22 protein-coding genes are annotated in these 25,124 nt (G+C 62.9%); 6 read left to right on the forward strand and 16 right to left on the reverse strand.

Features of this window, described 5'->3' with window-relative positions:
• The first annotated feature begins 106 nt into the window (after positions 1–106).
• Entirely contained in the window at positions 107–979 is an 873-nt protein-coding gene (locus ACN6PJ_RS17490; RefSeq protein ID WP_427997115.1) for a LysR substrate-binding domain-containing protein, read from the forward strand.
• Positions 980–992: 13 nt separating this feature from the next.
• Here the strand turns inward: ACN6PJ_RS17490 and ACN6PJ_RS17495 are convergent, their stop codons facing one another.
• The 8 genes from ACN6PJ_RS17495 to ACN6PJ_RS17530 all read right to left on the reverse strand — a co-directional run bounded on the left by ACN6PJ_RS17495 (position 993) and on the right by ACN6PJ_RS17530 (position 11,353).
• On the reverse strand, positions 993–1,997 hold the full coding sequence (locus ACN6PJ_RS17495) for an asparaginase (protein WP_427997116.1): 1,005 nt from the start codon (positions 1,995–1,997) through the stop codon (positions 993–995).
• Positions 1,990–2,910 carry a ParB/RepB/Spo0J family partition protein gene (locus ACN6PJ_RS17500; protein ID WP_043542590.1) on the reverse strand — a complete coding sequence of 307 codons (921 nt, stop codon included), beginning with the start codon at positions 2,908–2,910 and terminating at the stop codon, positions 1,990–1,992. Before ACN6PJ_RS17500 ends, ACN6PJ_RS17495 begins: the two co-directional genes overlap by 8 nt.
• 43 nt (positions 2,911–2,953) lie before the next feature.
• On the reverse strand, positions 2,954–3,778 hold the full coding sequence (locus ACN6PJ_RS17505; RefSeq protein ID WP_427997117.1) for a GNAT family N-acetyltransferase: 825 nt from the start codon (positions 3,776–3,778) through the stop codon (positions 2,954–2,956).
• 9 nt (positions 3,779–3,787) lie between these two features.
• Entirely contained in the window at positions 3,788–4,588 is an 801-nt protein-coding gene (locus ACN6PJ_RS17510) for a ParA family protein (RefSeq protein WP_427997118.1), read from the reverse strand.
• A complete protein-coding gene (gene rsmG, locus ACN6PJ_RS17515; RefSeq protein ID WP_427997119.1) occupies positions 4,585–5,271 on the reverse strand; it encodes a 16S rRNA (guanine(527)-N(7))-methyltransferase RsmG in 687 nt (228 codons plus the stop codon). The genes ACN6PJ_RS17510 and rsmG overlap by 4 nt, the downstream gene beginning before the upstream one ends.
• A gap of 56 nt (positions 5,272–5,327) precedes the next feature.
• Positions 5,328–7,247, reverse strand: coding sequence for a tRNA uridine-5-carboxymethylaminomethyl(34) synthesis enzyme MnmG (mnmG, locus tag ACN6PJ_RS17520; RefSeq protein ID WP_427997120.1), 1,920 nt, complete (start codon positions 7,245–7,247; stop codon positions 5,328–5,330).
• A 2,631-nt stretch (positions 7,248–9,878) separates the two neighbouring features.
• Positions 9,879–10,085 carry a cold-shock protein gene (locus tag ACN6PJ_RS17525; RefSeq protein ID WP_006216596.1) on the reverse strand — a complete coding sequence of 69 codons (207 nt, stop codon included), beginning with the start codon at positions 10,083–10,085 and terminating at the stop codon, positions 9,879–9,881.
• A gap of 233 nt (positions 10,086–10,318) precedes the next feature.
• Positions 10,319–11,353, reverse strand: coding sequence for an AbrB family transcriptional regulator (locus ACN6PJ_RS17530; RefSeq protein ID WP_427997121.1), 1,035 nt, complete (start codon positions 11,351–11,353; stop codon positions 10,319–10,321).
• A gap of 113 nt (positions 11,354–11,466) precedes the next feature.
• Here ACN6PJ_RS17530 and ACN6PJ_RS17535 point away from each other — a divergent pair, with 113 nt between their 5' ends.
• Positions 11,467–12,633 carry a pyridoxal phosphate-dependent aminotransferase gene (locus tag ACN6PJ_RS17535; protein WP_427997122.1) on the forward strand — a complete coding sequence of 389 codons (1,167 nt, stop codon included), beginning with the start codon at positions 11,467–11,469 and terminating at the stop codon, positions 12,631–12,633.
• Between the two features lie 150 nt (positions 12,634–12,783).
• Here ACN6PJ_RS17535 and ACN6PJ_RS17540 read toward each other — a convergent pair whose 3' ends face one another.
• The 5 genes from ACN6PJ_RS17540 to ACN6PJ_RS17560 all read right to left on the reverse strand — a co-directional run bounded on the left by ACN6PJ_RS17540 (position 12,784) and on the right by ACN6PJ_RS17560 (position 18,113).
• Positions 12,784–14,310: a tripartite tricarboxylate transporter permease gene (locus tag ACN6PJ_RS17540; protein ID WP_427997123.1), complete on the reverse strand. Its 1,527-nt coding sequence runs from the start codon at positions 14,308–14,310 to the stop codon at positions 12,784–12,786.
• Entirely contained in the window at positions 14,307–14,744 is a 438-nt protein-coding gene (locus ACN6PJ_RS17545) for a tripartite tricarboxylate transporter TctB family protein (RefSeq protein WP_427997124.1), read from the reverse strand. Before ACN6PJ_RS17545 ends, ACN6PJ_RS17540 begins: the two co-directional genes overlap by 4 nt.
• Before the next feature lie 113 nt (positions 14,745–14,857).
• Complete coding sequence (locus ACN6PJ_RS17550; RefSeq protein ID WP_427997125.1) at positions 14,858–15,856, reverse strand: Bug family tripartite tricarboxylate transporter substrate binding protein; 999 nt, start codon at positions 15,854–15,856, stop codon at positions 14,858–14,860.
• Positions 15,857–15,973: 117 nt separating this feature from the next.
• The gene (locus ACN6PJ_RS17555; RefSeq protein WP_427997126.1) at positions 15,974–17,446 is read right to left on the reverse strand and encodes a sensor histidine kinase; all 1,473 of its coding nucleotides are present in this window, start codon (positions 17,444–17,446) and stop codon (positions 15,974–15,976) included.
• Positions 17,436–18,113 carry a response regulator gene (locus tag ACN6PJ_RS17560; RefSeq protein ID WP_427997127.1) on the reverse strand — a complete coding sequence of 226 codons (678 nt, stop codon included), beginning with the start codon at positions 18,111–18,113 and terminating at the stop codon, positions 17,436–17,438. The genes ACN6PJ_RS17555 and ACN6PJ_RS17560 overlap by 11 nt, the downstream gene beginning before the upstream one ends.
• A 489-nt stretch (positions 18,114–18,602) precedes the next feature.
• Between ACN6PJ_RS17560 and ACN6PJ_RS17565 the strand changes: the two genes are divergently transcribed.
• Positions 18,603–19,985, forward strand: coding sequence for a ClcB-like voltage-gated chloride channel protein (locus ACN6PJ_RS17565; RefSeq protein ID WP_427997128.1), 1,383 nt, complete (start codon positions 18,603–18,605; stop codon positions 19,983–19,985).
• Positions 19,986–20,031: 46 nt separating this feature from the next.
• Here ACN6PJ_RS17565 and ACN6PJ_RS17570 read toward each other — a convergent pair whose 3' ends face one another.
• Positions 20,032–20,700: a GNAT family N-acetyltransferase gene (locus ACN6PJ_RS17570; RefSeq protein ID WP_427997129.1), complete on the reverse strand. Its 669-nt coding sequence runs from the start codon at positions 20,698–20,700 to the stop codon at positions 20,032–20,034.
• Here ACN6PJ_RS17570 and ACN6PJ_RS17575 point away from each other — a divergent pair.
• A complete protein-coding gene (locus ACN6PJ_RS17575) occupies positions 20,694–21,029 on the forward strand; it encodes a hypothetical protein (RefSeq protein ID WP_427997130.1) in 336 nt (111 codons plus the stop codon). The genes ACN6PJ_RS17570 and ACN6PJ_RS17575 overlap by 7 nt on opposite strands.
• 5 nt (positions 21,030–21,034) lie before the next feature.
• Here the strand turns inward: ACN6PJ_RS17575 and ACN6PJ_RS17580 are convergent, their stop codons facing one another.
• Entirely contained in the window at positions 21,035–21,619 is a 585-nt protein-coding gene (locus ACN6PJ_RS17580; RefSeq protein WP_427997131.1) for a hypothetical protein, read from the reverse strand.
• A 57-nt stretch (positions 21,620–21,676) separates the two neighbouring features.
• On the opposite strand from ACN6PJ_RS17580, the gene ACN6PJ_RS17585 reads away from it, so the two are divergent.
• Positions 21,677–22,033 carry a winged helix-turn-helix domain-containing protein gene (locus tag ACN6PJ_RS17585; protein WP_427997132.1) on the forward strand — a complete coding sequence of 119 codons (357 nt, stop codon included), beginning with the start codon at positions 21,677–21,679 and terminating at the stop codon, positions 22,031–22,033.
• Positions 22,034–22,068: 35 nt separating this feature from the next.
• On the opposite strand, the gene mnmE is transcribed toward ACN6PJ_RS17585, so the two are convergent.
• Positions 22,069–23,421, reverse strand: coding sequence for a tRNA uridine-5-carboxymethylaminomethyl(34) synthesis GTPase MnmE (mnmE, locus tag ACN6PJ_RS17590; protein WP_427997133.1), 1,353 nt, complete (start codon positions 23,419–23,421; stop codon positions 22,069–22,071).
• A 115-nt stretch (positions 23,422–23,536) separates the two neighbouring features.
• On the opposite strand from mnmE, the gene ACN6PJ_RS17595 reads away from it, so the two are divergent.
• Positions 23,537–25,123, forward strand: coding sequence for an ABC transporter substrate-binding protein (locus ACN6PJ_RS17595; RefSeq protein WP_427997134.1), 1,587 nt, complete (start codon positions 23,537–23,539; stop codon positions 25,121–25,123).
• Position 25,124 lies beyond the last annotated feature (1 nt).

Genomic DNA, 25,124 nt, shown 5'->3' on the forward strand with positions numbered 1-25,124 from the left:
CCCTGGGTTCAGTCGTTATCGGATTTAATGTATCCGCCGGCTGGGCCCCGGACAATTTAAATTGCCTTAATATCCCATTAGCGTTCCTAATACTTTTAAGCCAGCCATGCGCAACCTGGATCTAGACCTGCTCCGCACGCTGACCGCCATCGCCCAGTACGAGACGTTCTCGGAGGCGGCCAATCGCCTCTACAAGACGCAGTCGGCCGTCACGCAGCAGATGCAACGGCTGGAATCGACCATAGGCCAGCCTCTGTTCGAAAAGCAGGGCCGCAACAAGGTGCTGTCGTCGCACGGGCGCCGCCTCGTGGAGTACGCCCGCCATATCCTGGCCATCAACGACGAGGCGCTGCGCGCCCTGCAGGACGGGCCGCTGGAAGGAGACCTGCGCCTGGGCGCGCCGCTGGACGTGGCCGACACCATACTTCCCACGCTGCTCATGCATATCGCGCGCTCCGCGCCGCGCGTGAAGCTGGAAATCCGCACGGACCGCAGTCCCATCCTGATGGACGCCTTGCGGGCCGGCGAAATCGACCTCACGATATCCACCCGCTTCGACCAGGACTTCGAAGGCGTGGCGCTGCGCACGTCGCCGACCGTGTGGCTGGCCTCCGCGGACTATGTGCACGACGTGCACGCTCCCGTACCGCTGGTGCTGGCCGATGAGCCCAGCATCTTCCGGCGCCTGGCCCTCAATGCGCTGGAACAGGCGCGCGTGCGTTGGCACACCAACTACGTGGCGCCGAACCTGGTGGGGATAAAGGCGGCGCTGCGGGCCCGCCTGGGCGTGACGGCGCGCAGCGTGGAACTGCTGGGCCCGGAGATGCGGGTGCTGGGGGAGAAGGAAGGGCTGCCGCCCTTGCCGGAGGTCACGTATTTCCTGTGGATAAGGCGTGACCTGATCAATCCGCTGACTCGGCAGGTCTATGACATGCTCAGGGCCAATCTCGGCCTGGCGCAGCAAGGCGAGGCGGCCTAGCCGCCGCCTCCATTCAATAACGGTCGAAAATGCGCTGCAAGGCCATCGGATCGCGCGTGATCGACAGAGCCAGCATCAGCAGGATGCGCGCCTTTTGCGGGTTCAGGTCGCGCGCGGCGACGAATCCCATGCGGGCGTCGTCCAGTTCGACGTCGCGTGCCACGAAGCCGCTGCCCGTGCGGCTGGAGCGCACGACCGCCACGCCGGCGGTAGCCGCCCGCAGCAGTCCGTCGATGGCCAGGTCGGTCGCGTTGCCGTCCCCGACGCCCGCCAGCACGATGCCGTCCGCCACGCCGGCAAGAAAATCGACCAGATCGGCCTGCAGATTGGCGTGGGCGTAGACGACGTCCACGCGGGGCCATCCGGCCTTTTCCAGCAATGCGAGTGAAAACTCGCTTTCTGTCGTATGGGTTGTGGTGTTGCGGGAATAGAAGACCGGCGCGGCGCCGTGCATCACGCCTGCGCGGCCGCGATTGGGCGAGGCGAATGCGCACAGGCCGGCGCTGGCGATCTTCTGGATCTCGCGGGCATAGTGGACGTCCTCGTTCATGACGACCAACGGCCCTCGGCCCCGGGCCTCGGGATGGCGCGCCAGCGCCACGGCGTTGTACAGATTGGCCGGCCCCTCGGCCCCCAGCGCGGTGGCCGGGCGCATCGCGCCCACCAGCACGATGGGCTTGTCGTGCCGGATGACCAGGCTCAGGAAGTACGCCGTTTCCTCCAGCGTGTCCGTGCCATGCGTGATGACGATGCCGGCCACCGACGCGTCCTGGCACAACGCCTCCACGCGTGTGGCCAGGGCGCGCCACACGCCGTGCGTCATGTTCTGGCTGCCGACATTGGCGATCTGCTCGGCGCGGATGTCGGCGATGCCGGCCAGCTGCGGCACCGCCGCCAGCAGATCGCCGACGGAAAACGACCCGGCCTTGTAGCCCGCGGAAGTCGCGTCTGCCTGGGCGCCGGCAATCGTGCCGCCCGTCGCCAATACCGCGATGACAGGCAGCGCGCGATCAGGCATCCACAACCCCGGACAGGCCCTGGCGCTCCAGCAGAGAATTCAGGTGTTCCCAGCCATGGAAGTCGATGACGATCTGGCCCTTTTCCTTGGCGCCCACCTTCAGCGCGACGCGCGTGCCCAGATGATCGGACAGGGCTTCTTCCAGGCGGGTCAGGTCGCGCGATGCGCCATTGGCCTTTTTCTTGGGCGAGGCGGACGCGTCGGCGTCCTTGGCGGTCTTGGCGACCAGCTTTTCGGCCTCCCGCACCGACAGGCGGCGCGCGATGATCAGGTTGGCCAGCTGGATCTGCGTGGCCGCGTCGACGGCCAGCAACGCGCGCGCATGGCCCATGTCCACGTCGCCGGCCAGCAGCATGGTCTGCACCGGCGCCGCCAGATTGAGCAGGCGCAGCAAGTTGCTCGTAGCCGAACGCGAACGGCCGATAGCCTGGGCCGCCTGTTCATGCGTCAGCCCGAATTCGTCCAGCAGCCGGCGCACGCCCTGCGCCTCTTCCAGGGGATTCAGGTCCTCGCGCTGGATGTTCTCGATAAGCGCCATGACGGCCGCGTTCTCGTCGGCCACTTCACGCACCAGCACGGGGACTTCCTTCAGGCCCGCGATCTGGGCGGCGCGGAAACGGCGTTCGCCCGCGATGATTTCGTAGTGGCCAGGCGCGGCCTCGCCCAATGCCCGCACAAGAATGGGTTGCATGATGCCTTGCGTGCGGATCGATTCGGCCAGCTCGCCCAATGCGCCTTCGTCCATGCGCGTGCGCGGCTGATACTTGCCTGCGCGCATTTTCGAAACGGGCAAGGTGGACGGCGGACCCTCGGGCTTGGCCACGGCCTTGCCGATGTTTTCGATGGCGGGCGCGTCTGCGCCGAGCAAGGCGTCCAGTCCGCGACCCAATCCCTTGGGTTTCTTGGTGGCCATAGTTAAATCCTCTTTCCTTCTGTTTTTGTATCTCGAGCCAGGCTCAGGCTTCCGCGTGCTCGGCGGGCAAGCGGTACCAATACGCGTAACAGTCTTTGAAACCGTAGCGGCCATACAAGGCGCGCGCGGCTGAATTTTCCGGCTCAACCTGCAAATAGGCTGTCGTGGCGCCGCCGGCAGCGCCCTCTGCCAATAAGTGTTCCACCAGGGCGCCAGCGTAGCCTTTACGCCGTTGCGCCGGATCCGTGACGATGTCGAACAGGCCCAGCAGGTCCCCGTCGCGGGCCGCCAGGCCCGCGGCCACGCTCCGTCCGGCGGCGTCCATCGCCAGCACCGGCAGGATATCCACAGCCAGCCCTAGAAGACGCGTCCGGTGTTCCTCGACGTGCCCGGGCAGCGAGCCGCGCATCTCCCCAACCGCCGCCGCAAAGCGGCCGGCATCGACCGTAAGGAATTGCAGGTCGCCCCTGACGCAAGTCCTGGGGGCGAGCGGCATGCACATGACTCGGGTCTCGTCGGTGAAGGTATAACCGCGGGACTCCAACTCGGCGTCGAGGGAAAAATCGGGGCCGATGGAGGTAATGCGCAGCACCATGGGCAGGCCATGGCGCGCATACAACGAAGAACAATACGCCAGCCGATCGTCCAGCGTACGTGTGGATAACCCCAGCACATTGACGCTGCGCGCGCGCTTGGCCGACGAATGCGCGAAACGCACCAGCCAGCCATCATAAAGCACCTGCGCGCCCACCGCCGTCGCGTTCAATGCGGCTTCCTCCAGGCGCACGCGCAGGCTATCGCGTACGTCGGCGGGCGGCGTACGGCGGACGGCCGTCTGTAGCGGAGCAAAGAGCGCGGAAGTGGACATGGATACGGCTTACTTCAAATCCTTCTTTACGCGCTCGATCATTTCGGCACCAAATGAAATGTAGGCCTGCGCGCCGCGTGACGCACGGTCATAGATCACGCCGGGCATGCCGTAACTGGGTGCTTCGGCCAGGCGCACGTTGCGCGGCACGACCGTCTTGAAGACCTTGTCTCCGAAGTGCGCCTCGAGCTGTGCGGACACTTGCTGTTGCAGGGTCATGCGCGGATCGAACATCACGCGCAGCAGGCCGATGACGCGCAGGTCGTCGTTAATGTTGCGATGCACGCGCTTGATCGTGTTGACCAGGTCCGACAGACCTTCCAGCGCGAAGTACTCGCACTGCATCGGAATGATGACGCCATGGGCGGCAGCCAGCCCGTTGAGGGTCAGCAGGGACAGCGTGGGCGGGCAATCGATCAGCACGAAGTCGTACTGGCCCGAGACGGTGTCGATCGCGGCCTTCAACTGGCGTTCGCGCTGTTCCATCTGCACCAAGTCGATCTCGGCGCCGGAGAGTTCGCGGTTGGCGGGCAGCACGTCGTAGCCGCCCGATTCGGACCGCACGCGGGCCTGCTCGATACCGGCTTCGCCGATCAGCACCTGGTACAGATTCGATTCGAGCGAGTTCTTGTCGATGCCGCTGCCCATCGTGGCGTTGCCTTGAGGGTCCAGGTCCACCAGCAGCACACGTTGGTTGTGCGTGGCAAGGCCCGCCGCCAGATTGATGGCGGTAGTCGTCTTGCCCACACCGCCCTTCTGGTTGGCAATGCAGAATACGCGGGCGGTCGTGCTGGGGGGTATGTTCTTCATAGGGTTCCTTGACTACGGCGCATCCAGATCAGGCAGCGCTCCGCTTGCAGCTCCGGCACGTGAAGCTGCTGAATACGGTCGACCTGCCATTCCCCACGCGCATGCAGCGCCTGGATTTCATCCTCGGGGAGCTTGCCCTTCATGGCGACGAGGGTACCATCGTTGCGCACGTGACGACCTGCGAGTTGAGCAAAATCGTCCAAGGATGCGAAGGCGCGCGACGTGACAATGTTGCACTCGCCGGGGGCCAGCGTTTCGATGCGCGCGTGGCGCGCCTGCAGGTTGGGCAGAGCCAATGCGCCGCTCATCTGGCGCACGAATGCGGTTTTCTTTTCGACGGCATCCACGCAGGTCACGGACCAGTCGGGCCGCATGATCGCCAGGACGACGCCAGGCAGGCCTCCACCCGATCCGACGTCGTAGACCTTGGCTGCAGCGTCGGGCGCGCCCAGCGCCTCGCTGAAGGGCCCTACGGCAGCCAGGCTGTCGAACAGGTGCTGGACCAGCATCTGCTGCGGGTCGCGAATTGCCGTGAGGTTGTAGGTGCGGTTCCAGCGCTGCATCTGGGACAGATAGTCCAGCAACTTGGCCTTTGCACCGGCGCCGGCATCCAGCCCGAGCTGCTCGCATGCGCGGGAAAGACGGCCAGCCATATCGGCGCCGCCCTGCTCGGGCGCGCTCATGGGAGAGCCTTCGTGCTCCGCACTACGGTATACGCCCTTGGGGCGGTCCGGCCGGTTCATGCCGCTTGCTTGCGCGAGCCGTAGTGCAGGCGCTTCAAGTGGATGAGGAGCAGCGAGATGGCAGCTGGGGTGACGCCGGAAATCCGGGCGGCCTGACCGATGGTCTCGGGACGATGCGCCTTGAGTTTCTGGCGCACTTCGAACGACAGGCTGGTCACGGCGTCGTAATCGACGTCCGCGGGAATGGGCTGCTGTTCGTGCGCGATGTGCTTTTGCACCTCGTCCTGCTGGCGGGCGATGTAGCCCGCATACTTGACCTGGATTTCGACCTGCTCGGCGAGCACCTCGTCTTCCGCCACGCCGGGGCCGGCCAGCAGCGTGCCGTCCGTATTGCGGGCGGCCATCAAGGCGTCATAGGAAACATTCGGCCGTTTCAGCAGGTCGGCTAGTGAGTACTCACGTTCAATTGCCTTGCCCAACAAGGGTTCGGCCACTTCCGGCGGCAGCACCCGCGGATTCACCCAGGAGGATTTCAGGCGCTCGACTTCCGCGGCGACCGCGTCGCGTTTGCGATTGAATGCGTCCCAGCGCACGTCGTCGACGATTCCGAGCCGGCGGCCGATTTCCGTCAAACGCAGATCGGCATTGTCTTCGCGCAGGCTCAGGCGGTATTCCGCCCGGGACGTGAACATGCGATAGGGCTCGGTCACGCCGCGCGTAACCAGGTCGTCCACCAACACGCCCAAATAGGCTTCGTCCCGGCGCGGCGTCCATTGCTCGCGATCCAGAGACAGCAGCGCTGCATTAGTGCCCGCCAGCAGGCCTTGGGCGGCGGCTTCTTCGTAGCCCGTCGTGCCATTGATCTGGCCAGCGAAGAACAGGCCCTCGATCGCTTTCGTCTCCAGCGTGCTCTTCAATCCACGTGGATCGAAGTAATCGTATTCGATGGCATAGCCCGGCCGCAGGATGTGCGCATTCTCCAGGCCCGGAAGAGAATGGATCAGTTCCAGCTGCACATCGAACGGCAGACTGGTCGAAACGCCATTCGGGTACACCTCATGCGTATCCAGGCCTTCGGGTTCGAGGAAGACCTGGTGAGATTGCTTGTCCGCGAAACGGTGGATCTTGTCTTCGATCGACGGGCAATAGCGCGGCCCCACCCCTTCGATCACTCCGCTATACATCGGGGAGCGATCCAGGCCGCCGCGGATGATGTCATGCGTGCGGGCGTTGGTGTGGGTAATCCAGCAAGGTAGCTGCCGCGGATGCATCGCGACATTGCCCAGGTACGAGAACACCGGGATGGGATCCAGGTCGCCCGGTTGCTCTTCCAGCACGCCGTAGTCGATGGAGCGTCCGTCGATCCGCGGAGGAGTTCCCGTCTTCAGGCGCCCCTGCGGCAGCTTGAGTTCTTTCAGGCGCTGTCCGAGGGAGATGGCGGGAGGATCTCCTGCCCGGCCGCCCGAGTAATTCTGCAGGCCCACGTGAATCAGGCCATTGAGGAAGGTGCCCGCGGTCAGCACCACCGTCTTGGCCCGGAACTTCAGGCCAATCTGGGTAACGGCGCCCACGACCCGATCCCCTTCCACCATCAGATCCTCGACCGCCTGCTGGAACAGCCACAGATTAGGCTGGTTCTCCAGACGGCCGCGGATCGCCTTCCGGTACAGCACGCGATCGGCTTGGGCGCGGGTCGCGCGTACGGCCGGACCCTTCGATCCGTTCAGGATGCGGAACTGGATCCCCGACTCGTCGGTCGCCAAAGCCATTGCGCCGCCCAGGGCGTCGACTTCCTTGACGAGATGGCCTTTGCCGATCCCCCCGATGGAGGGATTGCAAGACATTTGACCTAGGGTTTCGATGTTGTGCGTCAGCAGTAGCGTCTGGGCGCCAGTGCGGGCGGCAGCCAATGCGGCTTCAGTGCCGGCGTGGCCGCCACCGACGACGATGACATCGAATGCGCGGGGATAGTCCATGATGGGGAGGTAAGAGAGCGTTCGGTGCTCATTATAGAGGCAGGGATTGCATGTTTCACGTGAAACATGTTTCGCTGCAGCAAAGGGACGATTCGGATGCCTGGGGCCGTAGGCAAATGGCAACGTAGCGCCTTCATGGGTGCACAATATGTCGGCATCTGCCGGTGTTTCCGAAGCATGTTCCACGTGAAACATCCGGCCGCATTGATCTTTCTGGGCCTTTCAGGCGTGGGCCACGCCCCATGAATCAGTCTCTCGCTGCGAGCTAAGCCAAGAGAGAGAGTGGGACAGCCGCCCACACCCGGCTCCATCGCACCGAACCATTGCTCTTCGGGATCATGCCGTTGGTTCGGTGTAGCCATCCGGCAGGGAGGGGAAGCCGTTGTGTGTGCGCCGTGGGCTGTACGGCTCGTGCAGACGCCCATTTTCCAGCTGACTCTCCGGGTATGTTTCACGTGAAACATAGATTCTGCGCCGCACTGTGCCGCGTCTTCCGGATATCGCTTGGCCTGCATGTAGGTGAATCGGACATTGATGGGTGTTGGCCGTTACCCATTCTTCTCCCACGGCGGCTCGCCTTATCCTTACCATCAATGTTTCACGTGAAACATCGCCTGGTATGAGCAGGGTAATGATCAGCACCGACCGCTCGCCTTCGGGCCTCCCTCGGGCCGAAGCAGCAAACCCTATGTGCCGCGTTCCAACCCCACGGCCGCGTCTCCTGACGGTGTTGATGTTTCACGTGAAACAGCAAATACCCAAGCCAGGCCCTTTGAATTATTTAGCAAACGGCGCAGCGGAATACCGAATCAACTGGAAGGCAGTTCCATGCGACCGTGGCGGACGCCGCATCATCGCGCACACGCCTACGTAAATGCAGGACGTACCTTTGAATGTTCCACGTGAAACGTCACATGATGCCGCGGTCAAACGCCATGGGAATAGCTCGTGTTTCACGTGAAACAAGAGCTCCGGACGTGCCAATTTCAGCATCATGTCCGTTCTTTGTTCGTTCAAAACCAGGGCGGTCAAGGCGCCGCAGAACAACGCACCTGTTGTCAGACGTCATGCCTATCGGCCGTATTGATAGCCCGCCTGGATTGCGCAGTATCAAGCATTGAATAAAAAACGATTTATTTGACCCTACCCTACCCCTACCCCCAAAAAGTTCTTTTTTGAGTTTCACGTGAAACATCTCCATAGGGTTTCGACGATCAAAGCCAGGATCGAGTGCGGACCGCAAAATTTTCAACTCCCGATCATGCCTACATCCGCCGACATTAATCAGATCATTTCGGTAAACGGGTTTTCCACCGAGATGGCCCTCGCCATTTCAATGGCGCCAGTCTCTACCGCCAGGCACGCACGCTCCGTACAACATCTTGTCCCCGCTGCTCCTGACGAGCCACCAAATTCATAACAGGGTTATCAACAAACTTTCCCTTTCCAGGATTCCACAGCAAACGCGTTTCACGTGGAACAACTCTGGGGATAAGTTGGACAAAGACGAGGATGCAACCCACTGCCCAGCCACGACCCCACGCCCAGGCGCAAACCACTCAGATCCATGAAAAAGCACAAATGCGCAACATCTCCCCTATGGGGGCCGCCATTTTCTTGTTGTGGGAATAGCGGAAAGACTTGCCGGGAATGGCGAGACGAGCGGTGCGCAAGAAGCGCCGGTGGCCGTGGAAAACTTTGTGGATAAGATGAAGCGGGAGATCTCGCGCTCACCCAAAAAAGCGGACACGCAATATCAGATCACGCGGGAACCAAGCTGCCGTGCATAGGTCAAAATCGCCTCGTTGACGGCGTTGTCGATTTATCCCCAATGTTATTCAGGCGCGATATTTATCCTGCGGACTTACCGAGTTCGTGGAGGTCGCGCCGCGAGATTCATTGACTAAGCAATCATCTTGCTCTCACGGCAGGCCGCGCGCCATCATCCATATGGTTGAGATCCAGCCTATCTTCCGCATGCTGTGGAAAACCCGCAGGCATGACCAAACGCCAGCGCCATGGCGTTGACGAAACTGTCCGGGGGATCGCCACGGACCTGCCCGAAAGTCGGACCCTGTCCTCCTCTATCCCCATTTATATCCACAGGCGCAGGGCTCGCCTCAGCAAGCCAAAAGACGTAATTCTGTGCATAACCGGGATGGGGATATCTTTGTGAACAACCGGCGCCGCATGGGGCCAAATACCCCTCTGCTTGAACGGCAGGCTCATCGTCGACGCCCGCGACCTTACCGCCGTTCTTTGCGGAAAACCCGCCCAAACGCATGTATTTGCTAGGGAAATGTTCTATTTTCCGTTCAACACGACGCTGATCGGAAGAACGACGCGGCCGCCGCCCTCATATCATCGGGTATTGGCGAGAACCGGGATAACTGTGTAAAACCCCGCGCTCCCAAACGTCACTGCTTCATTACTGCGCATGGAAATACTCATGCCCAAAAATAATTATCCACAAACTTATCCACGGGCCGAGAATATGTTAGTGATTACTAACATTGACGGAGCGCGGCCAGAAAGACAGGACCCCAAAATGAAACAACGCCCCAGACCCGGAGGTCTTGGGGCGTTGCAGCCAGGCCGAACCTGGCGGACGGGAAATTGGGATTTCCCGATTTAGAGCGGGCGAATTTCGGCCGCTTGAGGTCCTTTCGGACCATCCTTAACTTCGAATTCGACTTCCTGCCCTTCGTTCAGGCTGCGATAGCCGCGGCCCTGGATGGCGGAAAAGTGTGCGAAAACATCGGTTCCGCCAACGTCCGGAGTGATGAAACCGTAACCCTTGTCAGCGTTGAACCACTTAACTTTGCCCTTCTGAGCCATTTTTTCTAGCGTCCTGTAATTAACTCGAAATGCAATGAATCAAGGACGCCGTGAGAACTGAACGACCGGTAGTGACACCTGCGTTGCTGCTGCGTTCCCGCTTGCCGCCAAGCTGCAGAACGAGTCCGCGCGCTGCTTGAATCAACTGCCTGATCAGCATACTCATCACACATTACAGACTCATATAGTTGTTTTCCCCAATGTCGTATTTTTCAGACTGGAACAGGTCTGATTTACACCGACTCGGCCTGCCGGGGGGCCAGGAACGCGTACAGCGGCCCGGTAATAATCACGACGAACACCATCCGGGTGACGTGAAATGCCGTGACCACCGGCACGCCCAGCTGCAGCACTTTGGCGGTGATCGCCATTTCGGCAATGCCTCCCGGCGTGGTGCCCAGGATCAAGGTTGGAATGGGCGCAGCGGACCACAAGGACAGCAAGGCGCCAAGGCCGAACGCGAGCGCGAGGGAAGCAACGGTAAACCCCGCCACCGCGGCAATGAAGCGCGGAGCCGCCCTGAAGAAATCCGGCCGGTAGCGGTCGCCCAGCGACCACCCGATGAATAACTGCCCGATCTTGGGCACGTAGTCCGGCAACGCCGACAGTTCGATACCGGATGCCGTCAATATCATGGCGACGAGCATCGGGCCCAGCACCCAAGGGTTGGGCAGGCGCAGCTTCATGAAGGCTGCTCCCCCTATGCTCGTCAGCGCCACCAGCAAAGCCAGACCGGCTCCATGGACTTCCCGCGGCCCCGGCACGGTCGGATCCAACCCCGCCACGCCCCACCATTGAAAAATGAACGGGACCGTCACCACGACCAACAGCACGCGCACGCTATGCGCCGTCGCCACACGGTCGATGCGCGCGCCGTGCCGCTCCGCCAGGTTGGCCATCTCGCTTGCGCCGCCGATCGCGGACGAGAACCAGGCGGTCTTGAAATCCACGTCGGCGTAGCGGCGCAGGATGGCGGTGCCCATGAACGCCAGCCCCAGCGCGAACAGCATGCCCACGATGATGGGCCCCGCGTTGCTGCCGATGTGTCCGATCACCTGCGGCGTGAAATAAAGACCCAGCGATGTTCCGATCACCCACTGCCCGCCGTTGCGCGCCGGCCTTGGGCAAGCCGTGCCCAGGCCCGCGATCCGCGTCGCGGCGGTCAGCAATAGCGCGCCCAGCATCCAGGGCAGTGGAATATGCGCCCACACCGCCAGCAAGGCCCCTGTCAGCGCAATCGCAAACCCGCCCAGCACCCTCCACAACATATTCCCCACCACGTCCCCTTCCGCGCCTTGAGCTCATGAGAAAACCGAATTATGAGTTAGTGGGATACTTACGAAAACTCTCTTTGCTAGCAGCGTCCACTTCCCCGTTCACCATGATCCGATCCAAACTTCCTGACGTTGGCACCACCATCTTTACCGTGATGAGCCGCCTGGCCATCGAACACAAGGCCATCAACCTGGGCCAGGGGTTTCCCGACTTCGATCCCGATCCTGCCTTGTGCGCGCTCGTTGCCAAGGCGATGGCCGACGGCCACAACCAATACCCCTACATGCCTGGCGTGGCTCCGCTGCGCGAAGCCATCGCCGCCAAGACGCGCGAACTCTACGGCCATGCCTACGATCCCGAAACCGAGATCACCGTCACCAGCGGCGCCACGGAAGCGTTGATGGCCACCGTGCTGGCCGCCGTGGGCAGCGGGGACGAGGTCGTCGTGATCGAGCCCTGCTATGACTCCTATCTGCCGGCGATCCGCCTGGCTGGCGGCACCGCGGTGCCGGTGCCATTGCGCGCCCCCATCGAGGGCGATCCCTACTACCGCATCGACTGGCAGCGCGTGCGCGACGCCATCACGTCGAAGACGCGCCTGTTGATGCTGAACTTCCCCCATAACCCCACCGGCGCCGTGCTCGACGACAGCGATCTCGACGCGCTGGAAGCCATCGTGCGAGACACCGGTGTGCTGCTGGTCTCCGACGAGGTCTACGAGCACATCGTGTTCGATGGCAAACCGCACGCCAGCATCGCGCGCCGGCCCCTGCTGGCCGAGCACGCCTTCGTAATCTCGTCCTTCGGCAAGACCTATCACACCACCGGCTGGAAGATCGGCTACTGCTGCGCCCCTCGCCAGCTCAGCGCCGAGCTACGCAAGGTGCATCAATTCATGGTGTTCACCGTGCCCTCGCCCATGCAGTTCGCGCTGGCCGAATTCATGCGCAACCCCAAGCCCTACCTGGATCTCCCGGGCTTCTACCAGGCCAAGCGCGATCGTCTGGCGCAAGGCCTGGAAAAGACCCGTTTCCGCCCGCTCCCCAGCCCCGGCACGTTCTTCCTGCTCGCCGATTACAGCGGGATTTCCAAGCAGAGCGAGGCCGATTTCGCGCGGGATCTGACCGTGAATCATGGCGTCACCGTGATCCCGGTATCCGCCTTCTACCGCCAGCCCGACGCACCGGAATCCAACCATCGCATCGTGCGATTCTGCTTCGCGAAAAAGGATGCCACGCTCGACGCCGCGCTGGAGCGCCTGGCGCGGGTTTAATCGCCAAAACCATAAATATGAATAAAAGCTCGCATTCTATTTTTATTCATTCCGACGCATGAAAAAAGGGGCGCCGCGAGGCGCCCCATGCAATTCCGGCGATGATCCGGAGCATTCGCAGGACAACGCCGCGAACGCCTCCAACTCGCATCAGGCCGGATCGGCGGCAACCTTTCTCGCTGCCCGCAACCTGCGCATGACCTGCGGCACGATCACGACCGCGGCGGCTCCCGCCCACAAGGCGATCGCGACGGGGCTGGCGAACAGCACGGACACATCGCCATCCGTCATGGACAAGGCGCGGCGCAGGTTCTGCTCCATCATGTCGCCCAGCACCACGCCCAGCACCAGCGGCGCCATCGGCACGCCGAGCTTGCGCAGGAAGTAGCCCAGCGTGCCGATCCCGGCCACCAGCAGCAGATCGAATGTGCCCGCGTTGATCGCGTACACGCCGATGTAGCTGATGCACAGAATGCCAGGCACCATCAGCCATCCCGGCACGGACAGGACCTTGGAGAAAAGACGGACGAGCGGCACGTTCATGATGAAGAGCAGCACGTTGGCGACGAACAGCGAGGCGATCAATCCCCACACCAGGTCGGGCTTGGACTCGAACAGGACAGGGCCAGGCGTGATGTTGTAGAGCGTCAACGCGCCCATCATCACCGCCGTGGTGCCGGAGCCCGGAACGCCCAGGGTCAGCATCGGAACGAAGGAGCCGATTGCGGACGCGGTAGCGGCTGCTTCGGGCGCCACCAGGCCGCGCATATCGCCTTTGCCGAACTTCGCCTCCGGGTCCTTGGCCTCGATGATGCGCTTCTCCTGCGAGTACGCCACAGCCGCGGCCACGCTGGCTCCCGCCCCCGGTAGCACGCCCACGCCGAAGCCGACGAATGCGCTGCGCACGACGCTCCACCAGGTGAAGACCAGTTCTTTCAGATTGAACAGCTTGCGGCCGCTGGCCTTGACTTCCACGCTATGGCCCGCCATCACCTTCTCGAGCATTTCCAGCATTTCGCTGACCGCGAACAGCGCGATCACGACAACCACGAAATCAATGCCGTCGGCCAGGTGCACCGATTCGAAGGTATAGCGGTACACGCCCGAGTTCGCATCCACGCCGACCACCGAAATCGACAGCCCGATCATCGCCGCCAGCACGCCCTTGACGGGCTGCTTGCCCAGCAGGCTGGTCAGGCAGCAGAACGCGAAAATCATCAGCACGAAGTATTCCGCAGGACCGAATGCGAGCGCCCATTTCGCCAGGAGCGGCGCAAGCAGAATGATGCCGACCACGGACACGATGGCGCCGAAGAAGGCCGACCATGCGGACAGCGACAAGGCCACGTTGGCCAGGCCCTGCCGCGCCAGAGGGTAGCCATCCAGCGTCGTCATGATGGCGCTGGCCTCGCCCGGCACGTTGAGCAGGATGGACGTAATGCGACCGCCGTACTCGGCGCCCACGTACACCGCCGCGAGCAGGATCAATGCCGTTTCGGGCGGCAGGTTCATGGCGAATGCGATCGGTATGAGCATCGCCACGCCGTTGATGGGACCGAGCCCGGGCAGGACGCCCACCATCGTTCCAAAGAAGGATCCGATGGCTGCGACCAGCAGGTTCGTCAACGAGAAAGCGACGCCGAAACCTATGGTCAGGTGATCGAGTATGGCGCTCATATCAGGCTCTCCAGCAATCCGCCCGGCAGGACGACGTCCAGCACTTTGTCGAACAGCACGAAAAAGAAAACGCTCATGACCACGCCGCCTATGGCGCATTTGATCCAGCCGCCGCCAAACAGGCGGCCGACGAACACCGTCATCAGCGACGTGGCAATCACGAAACCCAGCCACTGGAACAGGAAGGCATAGGCGGCGGCGAACACCACCATCAACGCGATGCGGCCGTTGGCGCCGGGAGGATTGGCTTCGACCGCATTGCCCCCTTTGTAGACCAGCCACAGGCCGCACAGGCCAATGATCAGCGCCACCAGCAGGGGGAATGCGCGCGGCCCCACGGGCTCATAGGCGAATGGGGCTTCGATCCCCCATCCGGCCGCGGTCATGAAGGCGGAAAGCGCCAGCGCCGCCAGCCCCAATAATCGATCGTTCATGATCACTTTTCCGTTGTAGTCGCATCGCGCGGCGCAGCCCCTCCCGCCGCCGCGGAAAGCCCGCGGCGCGAAAAGCCCTGGCGGGCGCGATGCCGGGAGGAAAGGCCTGGTGCTTACTTCTTGACCAGACCGAAGGAATCAGCCAGTTCGCCGTACCGTTTGACCTGCTCCTTCACGTAGGCATCCAGTTCGGGACCCGTCTTGTTGAACGGAAACAGGCCCTGCTGCTGGCGCAGCTTGTCGAACTCGGGCGAAGCCGTGGTCTTGTTGAAGGCGTCGACCCAGAACTGGTAATCGCTGTCCGACACCTTGGGGCCGACGTAGAAGCCGCGGATGATGGGCCAGACGATGTCGTAGCCCTGTTCCTTGGCGGTGGGCACGGTCCCGAGCTTGCCCGGCAGGCGTTGGTCGTTGAACACGGCCAGCACGCGGATCGGCGCGCCGCCTTCCAGCATGGTGAAGGCTTCCGCCGCATCGCCCATGTAGGCCTGGATATGGCCGCCGCGCAAAGCCGTCACGGCCTCGCCGCCGCCTTCGAAGGCGACGAAACGCATCTTCTTGAAGTCCACGCCCGCGGCCTTGGCGGTCAGGGCGGCCTTCATCCAGTCCTGGCTGCCCACGGTGCCGCCCGCGCCCAGCACGATCTTGGTCGGATCCTGCTTGAAGGCCTCCATCAGGCTCTTCAGGTCCGTGTACGGGGAATCGTTGCGAACCACCGCGACGCCGTAGTCCGTGCCGATCGCGGACAGCCAGCGCACGTCGTTGACGTTGTACTTGCCGAACTTGCCCTGCGCCAGGTTCAGCAGGGAGCCGCCCGAGAACGCCACGATGGTGCCAGGCTCGTTGGGGTGCTGGGCGACGATGTTGTTGTAGGCCACGGCGCCGATGCCGCCGGGCATGTAGACGATGCGCATGGCGCTCTTGAGCGCGCCGCTTTGCTTCAGGCCTTCGGTGGCCAGGCGGCAGGTCAGGTCGAAACCGCCCCCGGGCTGCGCCGGCGCGATGCATTCCGGGCGGCGGGGCTCTTCGGCGGCCTGGGCGGCGCCCAGGGAGAGGGTAATCGCGCCAAGCGCCGCAATGGCGGCCAGGCGGAGCTTCAGACTCGTCTGCATTCTTGCGTCTCCGAGATTTATAGGTCTAGGTATGGCTGGAAGCCCCGCCGTGGCGATTTTCCGCGCTGGCTGCCCCAGTGGACGCAACCGTACAAAATCGAAGCTTTCCAATACCTTTCAAAAACTGCCGTTTTCGTGGCGCAGCGCAGCATCCGGCCCTTGTCCGAGGGTAAACACCAAGGCAGCCCGCAGGCCGGGCAGCGGCGCCCTGTTCTCCAGGACCAGCCGGGCGCCCAGAAGCTCGGCGATGGTGCCGACGATGGCCAGGCCCAGGCCGGCGCCCGGCTTGTTCTTGCCCGCGGCCCCGCGGCGGAAGCGGATGCAGGCGCGGGCGATGTCCTCGGCGGACATTCCCGGGCCGCTGTCTTCCACGACCAGCCTGGCCTGTTCGCCGTCGGTTTCGATCCGGACAGTGACTTCTCCCGTGGGCGAGGTGTAACGGATGGCGTTGTCCACCAGATTGCTGACCGCCTCGCGCAGCAGCCAGTCGGCGCCCTGCACGACGACGGGCCGCTGCTCGGCTTCCAGGCCGATGTCCAGCTGGCGGACGCGAGCCGTCGGAAGCAGGCTGCGGATGACGCCATCGGCCAGCTCCACCAGGTCGACGGATTCGGGGACAAACCCGCCTTCGGCCAGGGAGGCGTCTTTGGCGCGCGCCAGGGCCAGCATCTGGTTGGTGGTGCGCACCGCCCTGTCCAGGCCCTCCTGCATCGCCAGAAGGGCTGTACGGACCTCCTGGGGGTCTGTTTCACGCAGCGCATAGGCCGTCTGGGTCCGCAGCACCGACAGCGGAGTGCGCAACTGGTGCGATGCGTCGTCCAGGAACTGGCTCTGGACCCTCGCCTGGGCCGCAAAACGGGCCATGTGGAGGTTTACGGCCGCAACTAGGGGTAGGACCTCCCTTGGCATGTCCGACGCGCTGACGGGGCTTAAATCGTCTGCAGAGCGCCCTTCCACCTCTTGTCGCAGGCGGGCCAGGGGGCGCAAGGCCATGAAAACCCCCAGGACGATCACGAGGACGCTGATGAGAATGACGGCAAGGTCCCGTTCCACGGAACGTACCAGGACCTGATGCAGGAAGGCCTGGCGCGTATCCAGGCCTTCCGCGACCTGCACCACTACCCGTCCCCCTTTGTTCGCGTACAGAGGGGGATCCATGGGGCGCGCCAGCGCCGCGACGCGCACCGGTGTCCCCTGATAGGTCGCATAGAAAAAGCGAGGCTCGCCGGATACCAGGGGTTCCGTCGGCATGGGCAGGTCGGGATGCCCGATTTCCGCCAGCCCGTCTTCGGTCGCCACGCGGTAGAAAACGCTGCCATTGGCCGTCAGCTCGAAAAATTCCAGCATCAGGTACGGCTGCTCCATGGCTAATCCACCGCTGGCTGTGGATATGTTGTGGTCGATCGCGCGAAGCGCTCCGGAGAGCGACCGATCGTAGGCAATGTCGACCTGGTTCCGCAGCTGGTGGTTGGATAACCAGAGCGCGCCCATCATCACCAGCACCAGTGTCGGAATCAGCCACCAGAGCAACTGGGCTTTGAGGGTGCGCGTCCGTTTTTGCCTGGTTTTTCGCGGACTTCTAGTTGTCAACAACGTTCTCCAGGCAGTAGCCCATGCCCCGCATGGTGACGATCTGCACGCCGGTGTCCGCCAATTTTTTGCGCAACCGGTGCACCAGGACCTCGATGGCTTCCAGATTGATGTCTTCATCGTCGGTGACGATGCGGTCCAGGATCTGCTGCTTGTTGATGGGTTCGCCGCTTTTCTGGATCAGCACCCGAAGCACCGAATGTTCCCGTGGGGATAACTGCAGGGGCTGCCCCGCGACAGTGAATTTCTGGGCCGAAGTCTCGAAAACCAGGTTCCCCAGAGTGAGGCGCGGGTGTTCACGCCCGCGGCTGCGCCGGATGAGTGCGATCAATCGCGCTTCCAACTCTTCCACAACAAACGGTTTTGGCAGGAAATCGTCCGCGCCCTGGTGGAGGGTGCCGATTTTTTCGGCCAGCGAATCGCGCGCGGTCAAGACCAGCACCGGCGTACGGTCGTCCCGCGCGCGAATCTTCGCCAGCAAGGTATGGCCATCCATGCCGGGAAGTCCGAGATCCAGGATGACGGCATCGAATTCTTCGATTGCCAGTCTTCGTTCGGCAACCAGTCCGTCATCGGCCCATTCGACAACGAAGCCGGCATGCCTGGCCAGGCTTCTTGAAAGCCAGCGAGCCAGTTCGGCTTCGTCTTCTATCAGAAGGATGCGCATGGACGGAGTCCGGGGGGGGATGGCTGGGGGAAATGGGAAGACATGTTTGGCTTTTCCTTTATTTCTCTTTATATAAAGACTAATGATTAATAAGGGCTGTGGATAACTACCTTAACCTTGAAAACCTCTTTTTTTTCATCGGCTTGGAGCCGTTTTTGCCTGTGCAAGAACTCTGTGTGGGAAAAAAGCTGAAGTTGGACAAGATTTTGGACCCTGTCCGAAACCCCTGCTTGTTCAACTTGCCTCCACAAAATGTGCACAACCGGCCGCCTTAGGAGTTATCCACAGCCCTCTTCCCGGATCCGGGCCCCAAAACCGGCACTTTTACCCCGAAAAACGCGGTTTGGCATCTCCGGTTTTTTGCCTTTCCAGAGGCCATAAACGGCCCTGTGGGCCCTCTTCGAAAGCGGGGATTCGGGGGGAGGCGTCCGGCGTTTCATTACAGGGGACTGAACAAAAAGTGAGCAGGTTTCGCCGTAGAATCGCGCCATGGCGAGAGAAATCAGAATCAAGAATTCGGGTTGGGCGACCTGGCTGAGAAGCCGTTTGCTGGCCGACAATCTGCCGGCTACGGTGTGTGCGGCGGCGTTGATGGGGCTGTTTGGCGCGCTGGCCACGGTTGTTTTCCGCGAACTGCTCGGCTGGACGCAGGTATTGCTGGGCGGCGGCGACGTTCCCCACGGCATGGTATCCCTCGCCAGGGGGCTCAGCCCCTGGCAGCGGTTCTTGATGCCGGCGGCCGGTGGCGCCATCGCAGGCGCGATCCTGCAACTGGCGGCGAAGCGGCTGCCCAAGCGCGGCGCGGCGGACTACATGGAAGCGATATCGGTCGGCCGCGGCATCATCGGGTTCCGTCAGACGGTCGCGCGCAGCCTGTCATCCATTTTCTCCATTGGCTCCGGCGCTTCCATCGGCCGCGAAGGCCCCATGGTGCAGCTGGCGGCGATGCTGTCCTCTTTGACGGGGCGATATCTGGTGCTGCCGCCCAGGCATCTGAGACTATTGGTGGCCTGCGGCGCGACCGCGGGCATCACATCCGCCTATAACGCGCCCATTGCCGGCGCGCTGTTCATTTCCGAGATCGTCTACGGCGCCATCGCGTCCGCCACGCTGGTGCCGCTGGTCGTTTCGTCGGTCGTGGCCAACATCGTGACGCGCCAGATCCTGCATTACGACGCGGTGTTCCACATGCCGCCCTTCGATTTCGTGTCCGGCTGGGAAGTCATCAACTATCTGGGCCTGGGCCTGATCGCGGGCTTGGCGGCGCCGCAATTCCTGCGATTCCTGGACATGGCGCGCAGCGCGTTCGGACGCCTGCCTTTTCCCTTGTGGGCCAGGATGGCGGCGGGCGGCCTGATCGTGGGCGCGCTATCGGTGGTGAATCCCGAGGTCTGGGGAAATGGATATAGCGTGGTCAACAGCATGCTGCATACGCAATGGGCCTGGCAGGCGGTCGCCGCCATCCTGTTGCTCAAAACGTTGGCGACCGCGGCCAGCGTGGGATCGGGCGCGGTAGGCGGCGTGTTCACGCCCACGCTGTTCGTGGGGGCTGCGCTGGGCGCCCTGTACGGCACGGGGCTGCAAGCCCTGTTTCCCGCCGGCGATCTGTCGGCCGTTTCCAGCTATGCCATCGTCGGCATGGGGGCGCTGCTTGCCGCCACGACGTACGCACCGTTGATGTCGATCCTGATGATATTCGAGATGACGCTCAGCTACGAGGTCATGCTGCCGCTCATGCTGGCGTGCGTAACGGGCTATGTGATCGCGCACCATATCCGGCCCGATTCCGTCTATGCAAAATCATTGGCCAGCAACCGGCGCGCGCGGATCGCGGTGTCCCGCGTCCAGGAGGGCGGAAGGCCCGACTCATGATTTACGAGTAAATACTCGTATTTTTTAATGGGAAGAAAACGCGGCGTCAAAGCGCTTTCTTCATGAACACTCGCTTCAATCCGATTTCTTCGGCGCGGTGCGTTTCGACATAGCCGTGACGCGTATAGATGCCGATGTTCTCGGTCATTTTTTCCTGCGTATAAAGGCGGATGTGCGCGTAGCCGAGACGGCGCGCCTCGCTTTCGGCGAACCGGAGCAGCTGCCTCCCATAACCCTTTCCCTGCGCGCCGGGCGACACCGCGATATTGTCCAGCAGCAGGCAGTCTTCCTCGGGGATCAACACCAGGATGCCCTGTATGCCTTCCTGCGTCTCCAGCACATGCACCATGTTCCGCGCAACGCGCGCGGGGTAATCGTCAAGCATGGGTCCGGGCGTCGCGCCGATGCGCGCGACGTACGGCGCATAGGCGCTCGCGACGATCTGCTCGATCGCGGTAATGTCCGAGATGTCGGCGGGACGGATATCGAAGGGCACGGGAATCCTGCGCGCAAGAAAGGCCAGCGGGCCGCCAGCCTGGATGCCAGTCGCGCCGTGGCCGGCCGAATCCAAAATATACGGGCATTTGAGCGCTGGGGGAACACCAGGCAAATTAGTTATAAAATTTATAATAAATATGTCGCGCGGGTTCTCGACCGAGTCGCGCGGCCACACCAAGAATTGCTGCGCGGTTCCCCACAGGAGCGTCCATGGCATCCGGAAAGTCCGTTCCGGCGGGTAGCGGCCCGCCCAATCTCTGGGAGGAATACTCCAGGTTCCACGGGGCGTGCGCCTCCGTCCTCGACCGGGCCGAGCGCCGTCGGGATCAGGGCAGCCCCCTGACGGAGAGCGAACTGTCGGAACTGCGGACGATGGCGTTGAATCTCGGCGCGCTCGGCCGGGTGCTGCATGGCAAAAGAGCCCGGGACATGCGTACGCTGGCCGAGCGCCTGGACAAGCTGTTGCGAGCCCGCGGTTCCGGTGTTTCCGCCCAGGCCCTGGACGGAGAAGAGCCGGAACGCGATCCGGCGGCCGTGACGAGCTGAGCCGCTTATTTGGCGGGGCTTTCCTTGATGGCGTGGGTGCGCGAGCCGGCCGGAAGCCGCCGGAACATGGCGGCTACAGCCTTGAGCGTGTACAGCACGAACAATGAGCCCGTGACGTCTCCCGTGAACATCGCCACGAATCCGCCCGGCAGCGCGGCTCTTTCACCCTGGAAGAAAAACCAGGCGTGATGGATCGCCGAATTCACCAGCGCATAGGCAACCGCGCAGACGATCAGCCGCCAGGCGGTGAGATTGCCGAGATCCGGCCGCAGGTGCAGCGCTGCCCGGGCCCAGCGGTAGGCCAGGTAGGGCGCCGCGGCCGCCATCATGCCGCCGGCCACCGAGCGCACGAAATCATCGGGGAAGTAATAGAAAAAGCAGGCGATCCAGGACCCGATCAACAGGCCGATCGCGGCCGGCAGGCCAAGAAGCAGCGTGCTGACCAGCCGCACGCCCGCGGGCAGGTAGATCCAGTTGATGCCGCGGACGAATTCCAGATTCGTGAAGACCCATTCGTTGACCGCCAGGCTCGCAAGGAACAGTATGGTCGTCGTCAGGGCCCATTTTCCCTGACCTAGAATGTTGTCCATATCCTGAGTATCATCGGTTACTTTTTGCCACGCCATCGGTCGCCGCGTTCATTATCCATGAAACAAAGAAAGAGGCCCGCGGACATCTACCTGCGTTTCCTGCGCCTTGCAGAAGCCCTGCGCGGCCTGCCTTCCCTGCCATCGCTGGACCCGGTAGAAGAACGGATCCTGACCCTGGTCGCCCGCGCCTCTCAAGAGCAACGCCGTCTGTCCGTGCGGGACGTCATGGCCGTGGACAGCATCGGCTCGCCCGCGACCCTGCACGCCCGCTTGAAGTCGATGCGCGAAAAAGGCTGGGTCCTGCTGGTGGATACCGAAGACGCCCGCCGCAAGCAGGTCGAGCTGAGCCAGGCTGCGCTGCAGCATTTCGACCGCCTGTCGGAATGCCTGGTGGAGGCGGCCCGCAAGCCATAGAAGCGCGGGGGCGGCGGCCCGCGCCGTGGCGCGGCCTACTTCCCGATGCAGAAGCTGGAAAAGATCTCGCCCAGCAGGTCGTCGCTGGTGAACTTGCCAGTGATGCTGGAAAGGCTGTCGTGCGCCAGGCGCAGTTCTTCCGCGAAGAGATCCAGCACCCGGTCGTCCTGTTCGGCGTGCTCGCCCGCCAGCGCCAGGTGTTCCGCGGACTCCTGCAGCGCGCGCAAATGCCGTTCGCGCGCGAGCCAGGGGGATTCCGCCCCCGGATTCCAGCCCGCGATCTGCAGCAGTTCGGCGCGCAGCGCATCCAGGCCGACGCCGCTCTTGGCGGAAATGCCGAGTTCTCCCGGGGCGGCGGCAAAGGCCGCGGGCAGCAGGTCCACCTTGTTGAAGACCTTGAGGACGGGCGTGCGCGGCGGCAGGCGCGCGGTGATCTGGGCGTCCAGCTCGTCTCCAGGCTGGGTGGCATCCTGCAGGTGCAGGATGACGTCCGCGCGTTCGATTTCCTGCCAGGTGCGGGCGATGCCGATGCTTTCGACGGTATCCTCGGTATCCCTGAGGCCGGCCGTGTCGACGATATGCAGCGGCACGCCATCGATGTGGATTTCCTGCACCACCTTATCCCGCGTCGTGCCGGCGATCGGCGTAACGATGGCGATGTCGTCGCCGGCCAGCGCATTGAGCAGGCTGGATTTTCCGACGTTGGGCTGGCCGGCGAGGACGACGTGCAGGCCTTCGCGCAGGATCACGCCCTGGCGGGCCTGCGCGATCAGCCTGGCCAGATCCGTGGCGAGCGCTTCGAGGGTGGCGCGCGCTTGATACTTCTCCAGGAAGTCGATTTCCTCTTCGGGAAAATCCAGCGTGGCCTCGACCAGCATGCGCAAATGGATGATGCGATCCGATAGATCGTTTACCCGTGCCGAGAATTCGCCCGATAGGGACGCCATGGCGCCGCGCGCCGCGGCTACCGACGACGCTTCGATCAGGTCGGCGACGGCCTCGGCCTGGGCCAGGTCCATGCGGTCGTTCAGAAAGGCGCGGCGCGTGAATTCGCCGGGCTCGGCCAGCCGGACGCCCAGGTCGCGGCCCGCGGCCAGGCAGCTTTCCAGCACGCGCCGCAGCACGGCCGGGCCGCCATGCCCCTGCAATTCCAGCACGTCTTCGCCGGTGTACGAATGCGGCGCCCGGAAGTAGATGGCAATGCCCTCGTCCAGCAATTCGCCGGACTCCGCCTTGAACGGAAGATAGTGCGCGTGGCGCGGGACGAGATCGCGTTGGAACAGGCGGCGCACCAGCCCGGAGAGGTCCGCGCCCGAGACGCGCACGACGCCGATGCCGCCTCTTCCGGGAGCGGTGGCAATGGCGGCGATGGGGGCGTAGGCGGACATATTTCAGCGTGGGCGAAACGAGAACAATAAGGGAATATAACTGTTGCGCGGGGGCTTGTTTGGTGGTTACTGTGGCCCCGAGGTTCAAAACCCGAAACAACTCTGGGAGATCACAATGGCATCTCGGTTTTCGCGCGTCTTGGCCTGTGGTTCGGCCGCGGTGGTATTGGCGCTTGGCACACTCGGTTCGGCCATGGCTCGCGATCTGGTGATCGCCTTGAAGACGGAACCTTCCTCCATGGATCCGCAGTACCACGCGCTGACGCCCAATACGCAGATCTCCCAGACCATCTTCGACACCCTCGTCGCGACCGATGCGCAGCTAAAACCCCAGCCGGCGCTTGCGGAATCCTGGACGGTGGACGGCAAGGTATGGACCTTCAAGCTGCGTCCCAACGTGAAGTTCTCCGACGGCACGCCATTCACGGCCGAGGACGTCGTCTTCACGTATGCGCGCGTGCCGAAGGTGCCCAACAGTCCGTCGCCTTTCACGCTGTATCTGGGATCGGTCGAGAAGACCGAAGCGGTGGACCCCCAAACGGTGCGGATAACGACCAAGGAGGTGGCCCCCAATCTGCTGGTGAATCTGGCGCAGTTGCCCATCATGTCCAAGAAGGCGGCATCGGGGCCGGCCGCCGAGGGTAAGACGACCACCGAACTGAACAGCGGCGACGGCCTGGTCGGAACCGGGCCGTACAAGTTCGTGTCGTGGAAGCGGGGCGCCGAGTTCGTGCTGGCGCGCAATGACAACTACTGGGGCAAGAAGCCTGAATGGGACCGCGTGGTCTACCGGCCGATCAGCAACGCCGCGGCGCGCGCGGCGGCGCTGCTGGCCGGCGACGTCGACATGATCGAGGATCCCCCAACCGACGATCTGCCCAAGTTGAAGGCGGACAAGAAGCTATTCGTAGAGGAAACGCCCTCGGTGCGCGTCGTGTACGTCGCGCTCGATCAGTACGCGGAGCCCTCGCCCGGGGTCAAGGGCACCGACAAGAATCCCATGAAGGACAAGCGCGTGCGCGAGGCGCTGTCGCTGGCCATCAATCGCCAGGCCCTGGTGGAACGCGTGATGGGCGGCGTGGCGCTGCCGGCGGGCAATTTGCTGCCCTACCCCATGTTCGGTTCGAGCAAAGAGCACTCGAAGGCGCCCAAGGCGGACGTCGAAAAGGCCAAGGCCCTGTTGAAGGAAGCGGGCTATCCCGATGGCTTCTCGATCACGCTGGGTTCGCCTTCGGGCCGCTACGTGAACGATTCGAAGGTGGCTCAGGCGATCGCCTCGATGTGGACCCGCATCGGCGTGAAGACCAGCGTGGACGCCATGGCGCCCCCGGTGTTCTTCAAGAATCGCGACAGCTACGCATTCTCGGCGTATCTGGCCGGCTGGTCGGTGACGAGCGGCGAAATGTCCAACGCGCTGACCTCGCTGCTGGTCACGCGCAATCCGGAGGCAGGCCTGGGCACCACGAATCGAAGCCGCTATTCCAATCCCAAGATGGATGCGCTGGTGAAGGAAGCATCGTCCACCATGGATGACGCCAAGCGCGCCCAGCTGCTGTCGCAGGCCAGCAATATCGCCATGGACGACTATGCGATGCTGCCCATCCATTTCGAGTTGTCGGTGTGGGCCATGAAGAATGACATCCGCTATCGGGGCCGGCCCGACCAGGTCACGCTTGCGCAATTCGCGACCCTGAAAAAGTAAT

It is taken from the genome of Achromobacter sp. (assembly GCF_050285585.1).
Classification (GTDB): domain Bacteria; phylum Pseudomonadota; class Gammaproteobacteria; order Burkholderiales; family Burkholderiaceae_B; genus Achromobacter.

Excerpts from the sequence above, each read along its gene's own strand:
- ACN6PJ_RS17530 (WP_427997121.1), bottom strand. The coding sequence starts at position 11,353 with ATGTTGTGGAGGGTGCTGGGCGGGTTTGCGATTGCGCTGACAGGGGCC.
- ACN6PJ_RS17575 (WP_427997130.1), top strand. The coding sequence starts at position 20,694 with ATGGCATCCGGAAAGTCCGTTCCGGCGGGTAGCGGCCCGCCCAATCTC.
- ACN6PJ_RS17595 (WP_427997134.1), top strand. The coding sequence starts at position 23,537 with ATGGCATCTCGGTTTTCGCGCGTCTTGGCCTGTGGTTCGGCCGCGGTG.
- rsmG (WP_427997119.1), bottom strand. The coding sequence starts at position 5,271 with ATGAGCGCGCCCGAGCAGGGCGGCGCCGATATGGCTGGCCGTCTTTCC.
- ACN6PJ_RS17580 (WP_427997131.1), bottom strand. The coding sequence starts at position 21,619 with ATGGACAACATTCTAGGTCAGGGAAAATGGGCCCTGACGACGACCATA.
- ACN6PJ_RS17500 (WP_043542590.1), bottom strand. The coding sequence starts at position 2,910 with ATGGCCACCAAGAAACCCAAGGGATTGGGTCGCGGACTGGACGCCTTG.
- ACN6PJ_RS17545 (WP_427997124.1), bottom strand. The coding sequence starts at position 14,744 with ATGAACGATCGATTATTGGGGCTGGCGGCGCTGGCGCTTTCCGCCTTC.
- ACN6PJ_RS17490 (WP_427997115.1), top strand. The coding sequence starts at position 107 with ATGCGCAACCTGGATCTAGACCTGCTCCGCACGCTGACCGCCATCGCC.
- ACN6PJ_RS17535 (WP_427997122.1), top strand. The coding sequence starts at position 11,467 with ATGATCCGATCCAAACTTCCTGACGTTGGCACCACCATCTTTACCGTG.
- ACN6PJ_RS17510 (WP_427997118.1), bottom strand. The coding sequence starts at position 4,588 with ATGAAGAACATACCCCCCAGCACGACCGCCCGCGTATTCTGCATTGCC.
- ACN6PJ_RS17585 (WP_427997132.1), top strand. The coding sequence starts at position 21,677 with ATGAAACAAAGAAAGAGGCCCGCGGACATCTACCTGCGTTTCCTGCGC.
- ACN6PJ_RS17525 (WP_006216596.1), bottom strand. The coding sequence starts at position 10,085 with ATGGCTCAGAAGGGCAAAGTTAAGTGGTTCAACGCTGACAAGGGTTAC.
- ACN6PJ_RS17560 (WP_427997127.1), bottom strand. The coding sequence starts at position 18,113 with ATGCGCATCCTTCTGATAGAAGACGAAGCCGAACTGGCTCGCTGGCTT.
- ACN6PJ_RS17570 (WP_427997129.1), bottom strand. The coding sequence starts at position 20,700 with ATGCCATGGACGCTCCTGTGGGGAACCGCGCAGCAATTCTTGGTGTGG.
- ACN6PJ_RS17495 (WP_427997116.1), bottom strand. The coding sequence starts at position 1,997 with ATGCCTGATCGCGCGCTGCCTGTCATCGCGGTATTGGCGACGGGCGGC.
- ACN6PJ_RS17565 (WP_427997128.1), top strand. The coding sequence starts at position 18,603 with ATGGCGAGAGAAATCAGAATCAAGAATTCGGGTTGGGCGACCTGGCTG.
- ACN6PJ_RS17550 (WP_427997125.1), bottom strand. The coding sequence starts at position 15,856 with ATGCAGACGAGTCTGAAGCTCCGCCTGGCCGCCATTGCGGCGCTTGGC.
- ACN6PJ_RS17540 (WP_427997123.1), bottom strand. The coding sequence starts at position 14,310 with ATGAGCGCCATACTCGATCACCTGACCATAGGTTTCGGCGTCGCTTTC.
- mnmE (WP_427997133.1), bottom strand. The coding sequence starts at position 23,421 with ATGTCCGCCTACGCCCCCATCGCCGCCATTGCCACCGCTCCCGGAAGA.
- ACN6PJ_RS17505 (WP_427997117.1), bottom strand. The coding sequence starts at position 3,778 with ATGTCCACTTCCGCGCTCTTTGCTCCGCTACAGACGGCCGTCCGCCGT.
- mnmG (WP_427997120.1), bottom strand. The coding sequence starts at position 7,247 with ATGGACTATCCCCGCGCATTCGATGTCATCGTCGTCGGTGGCGGCCAC.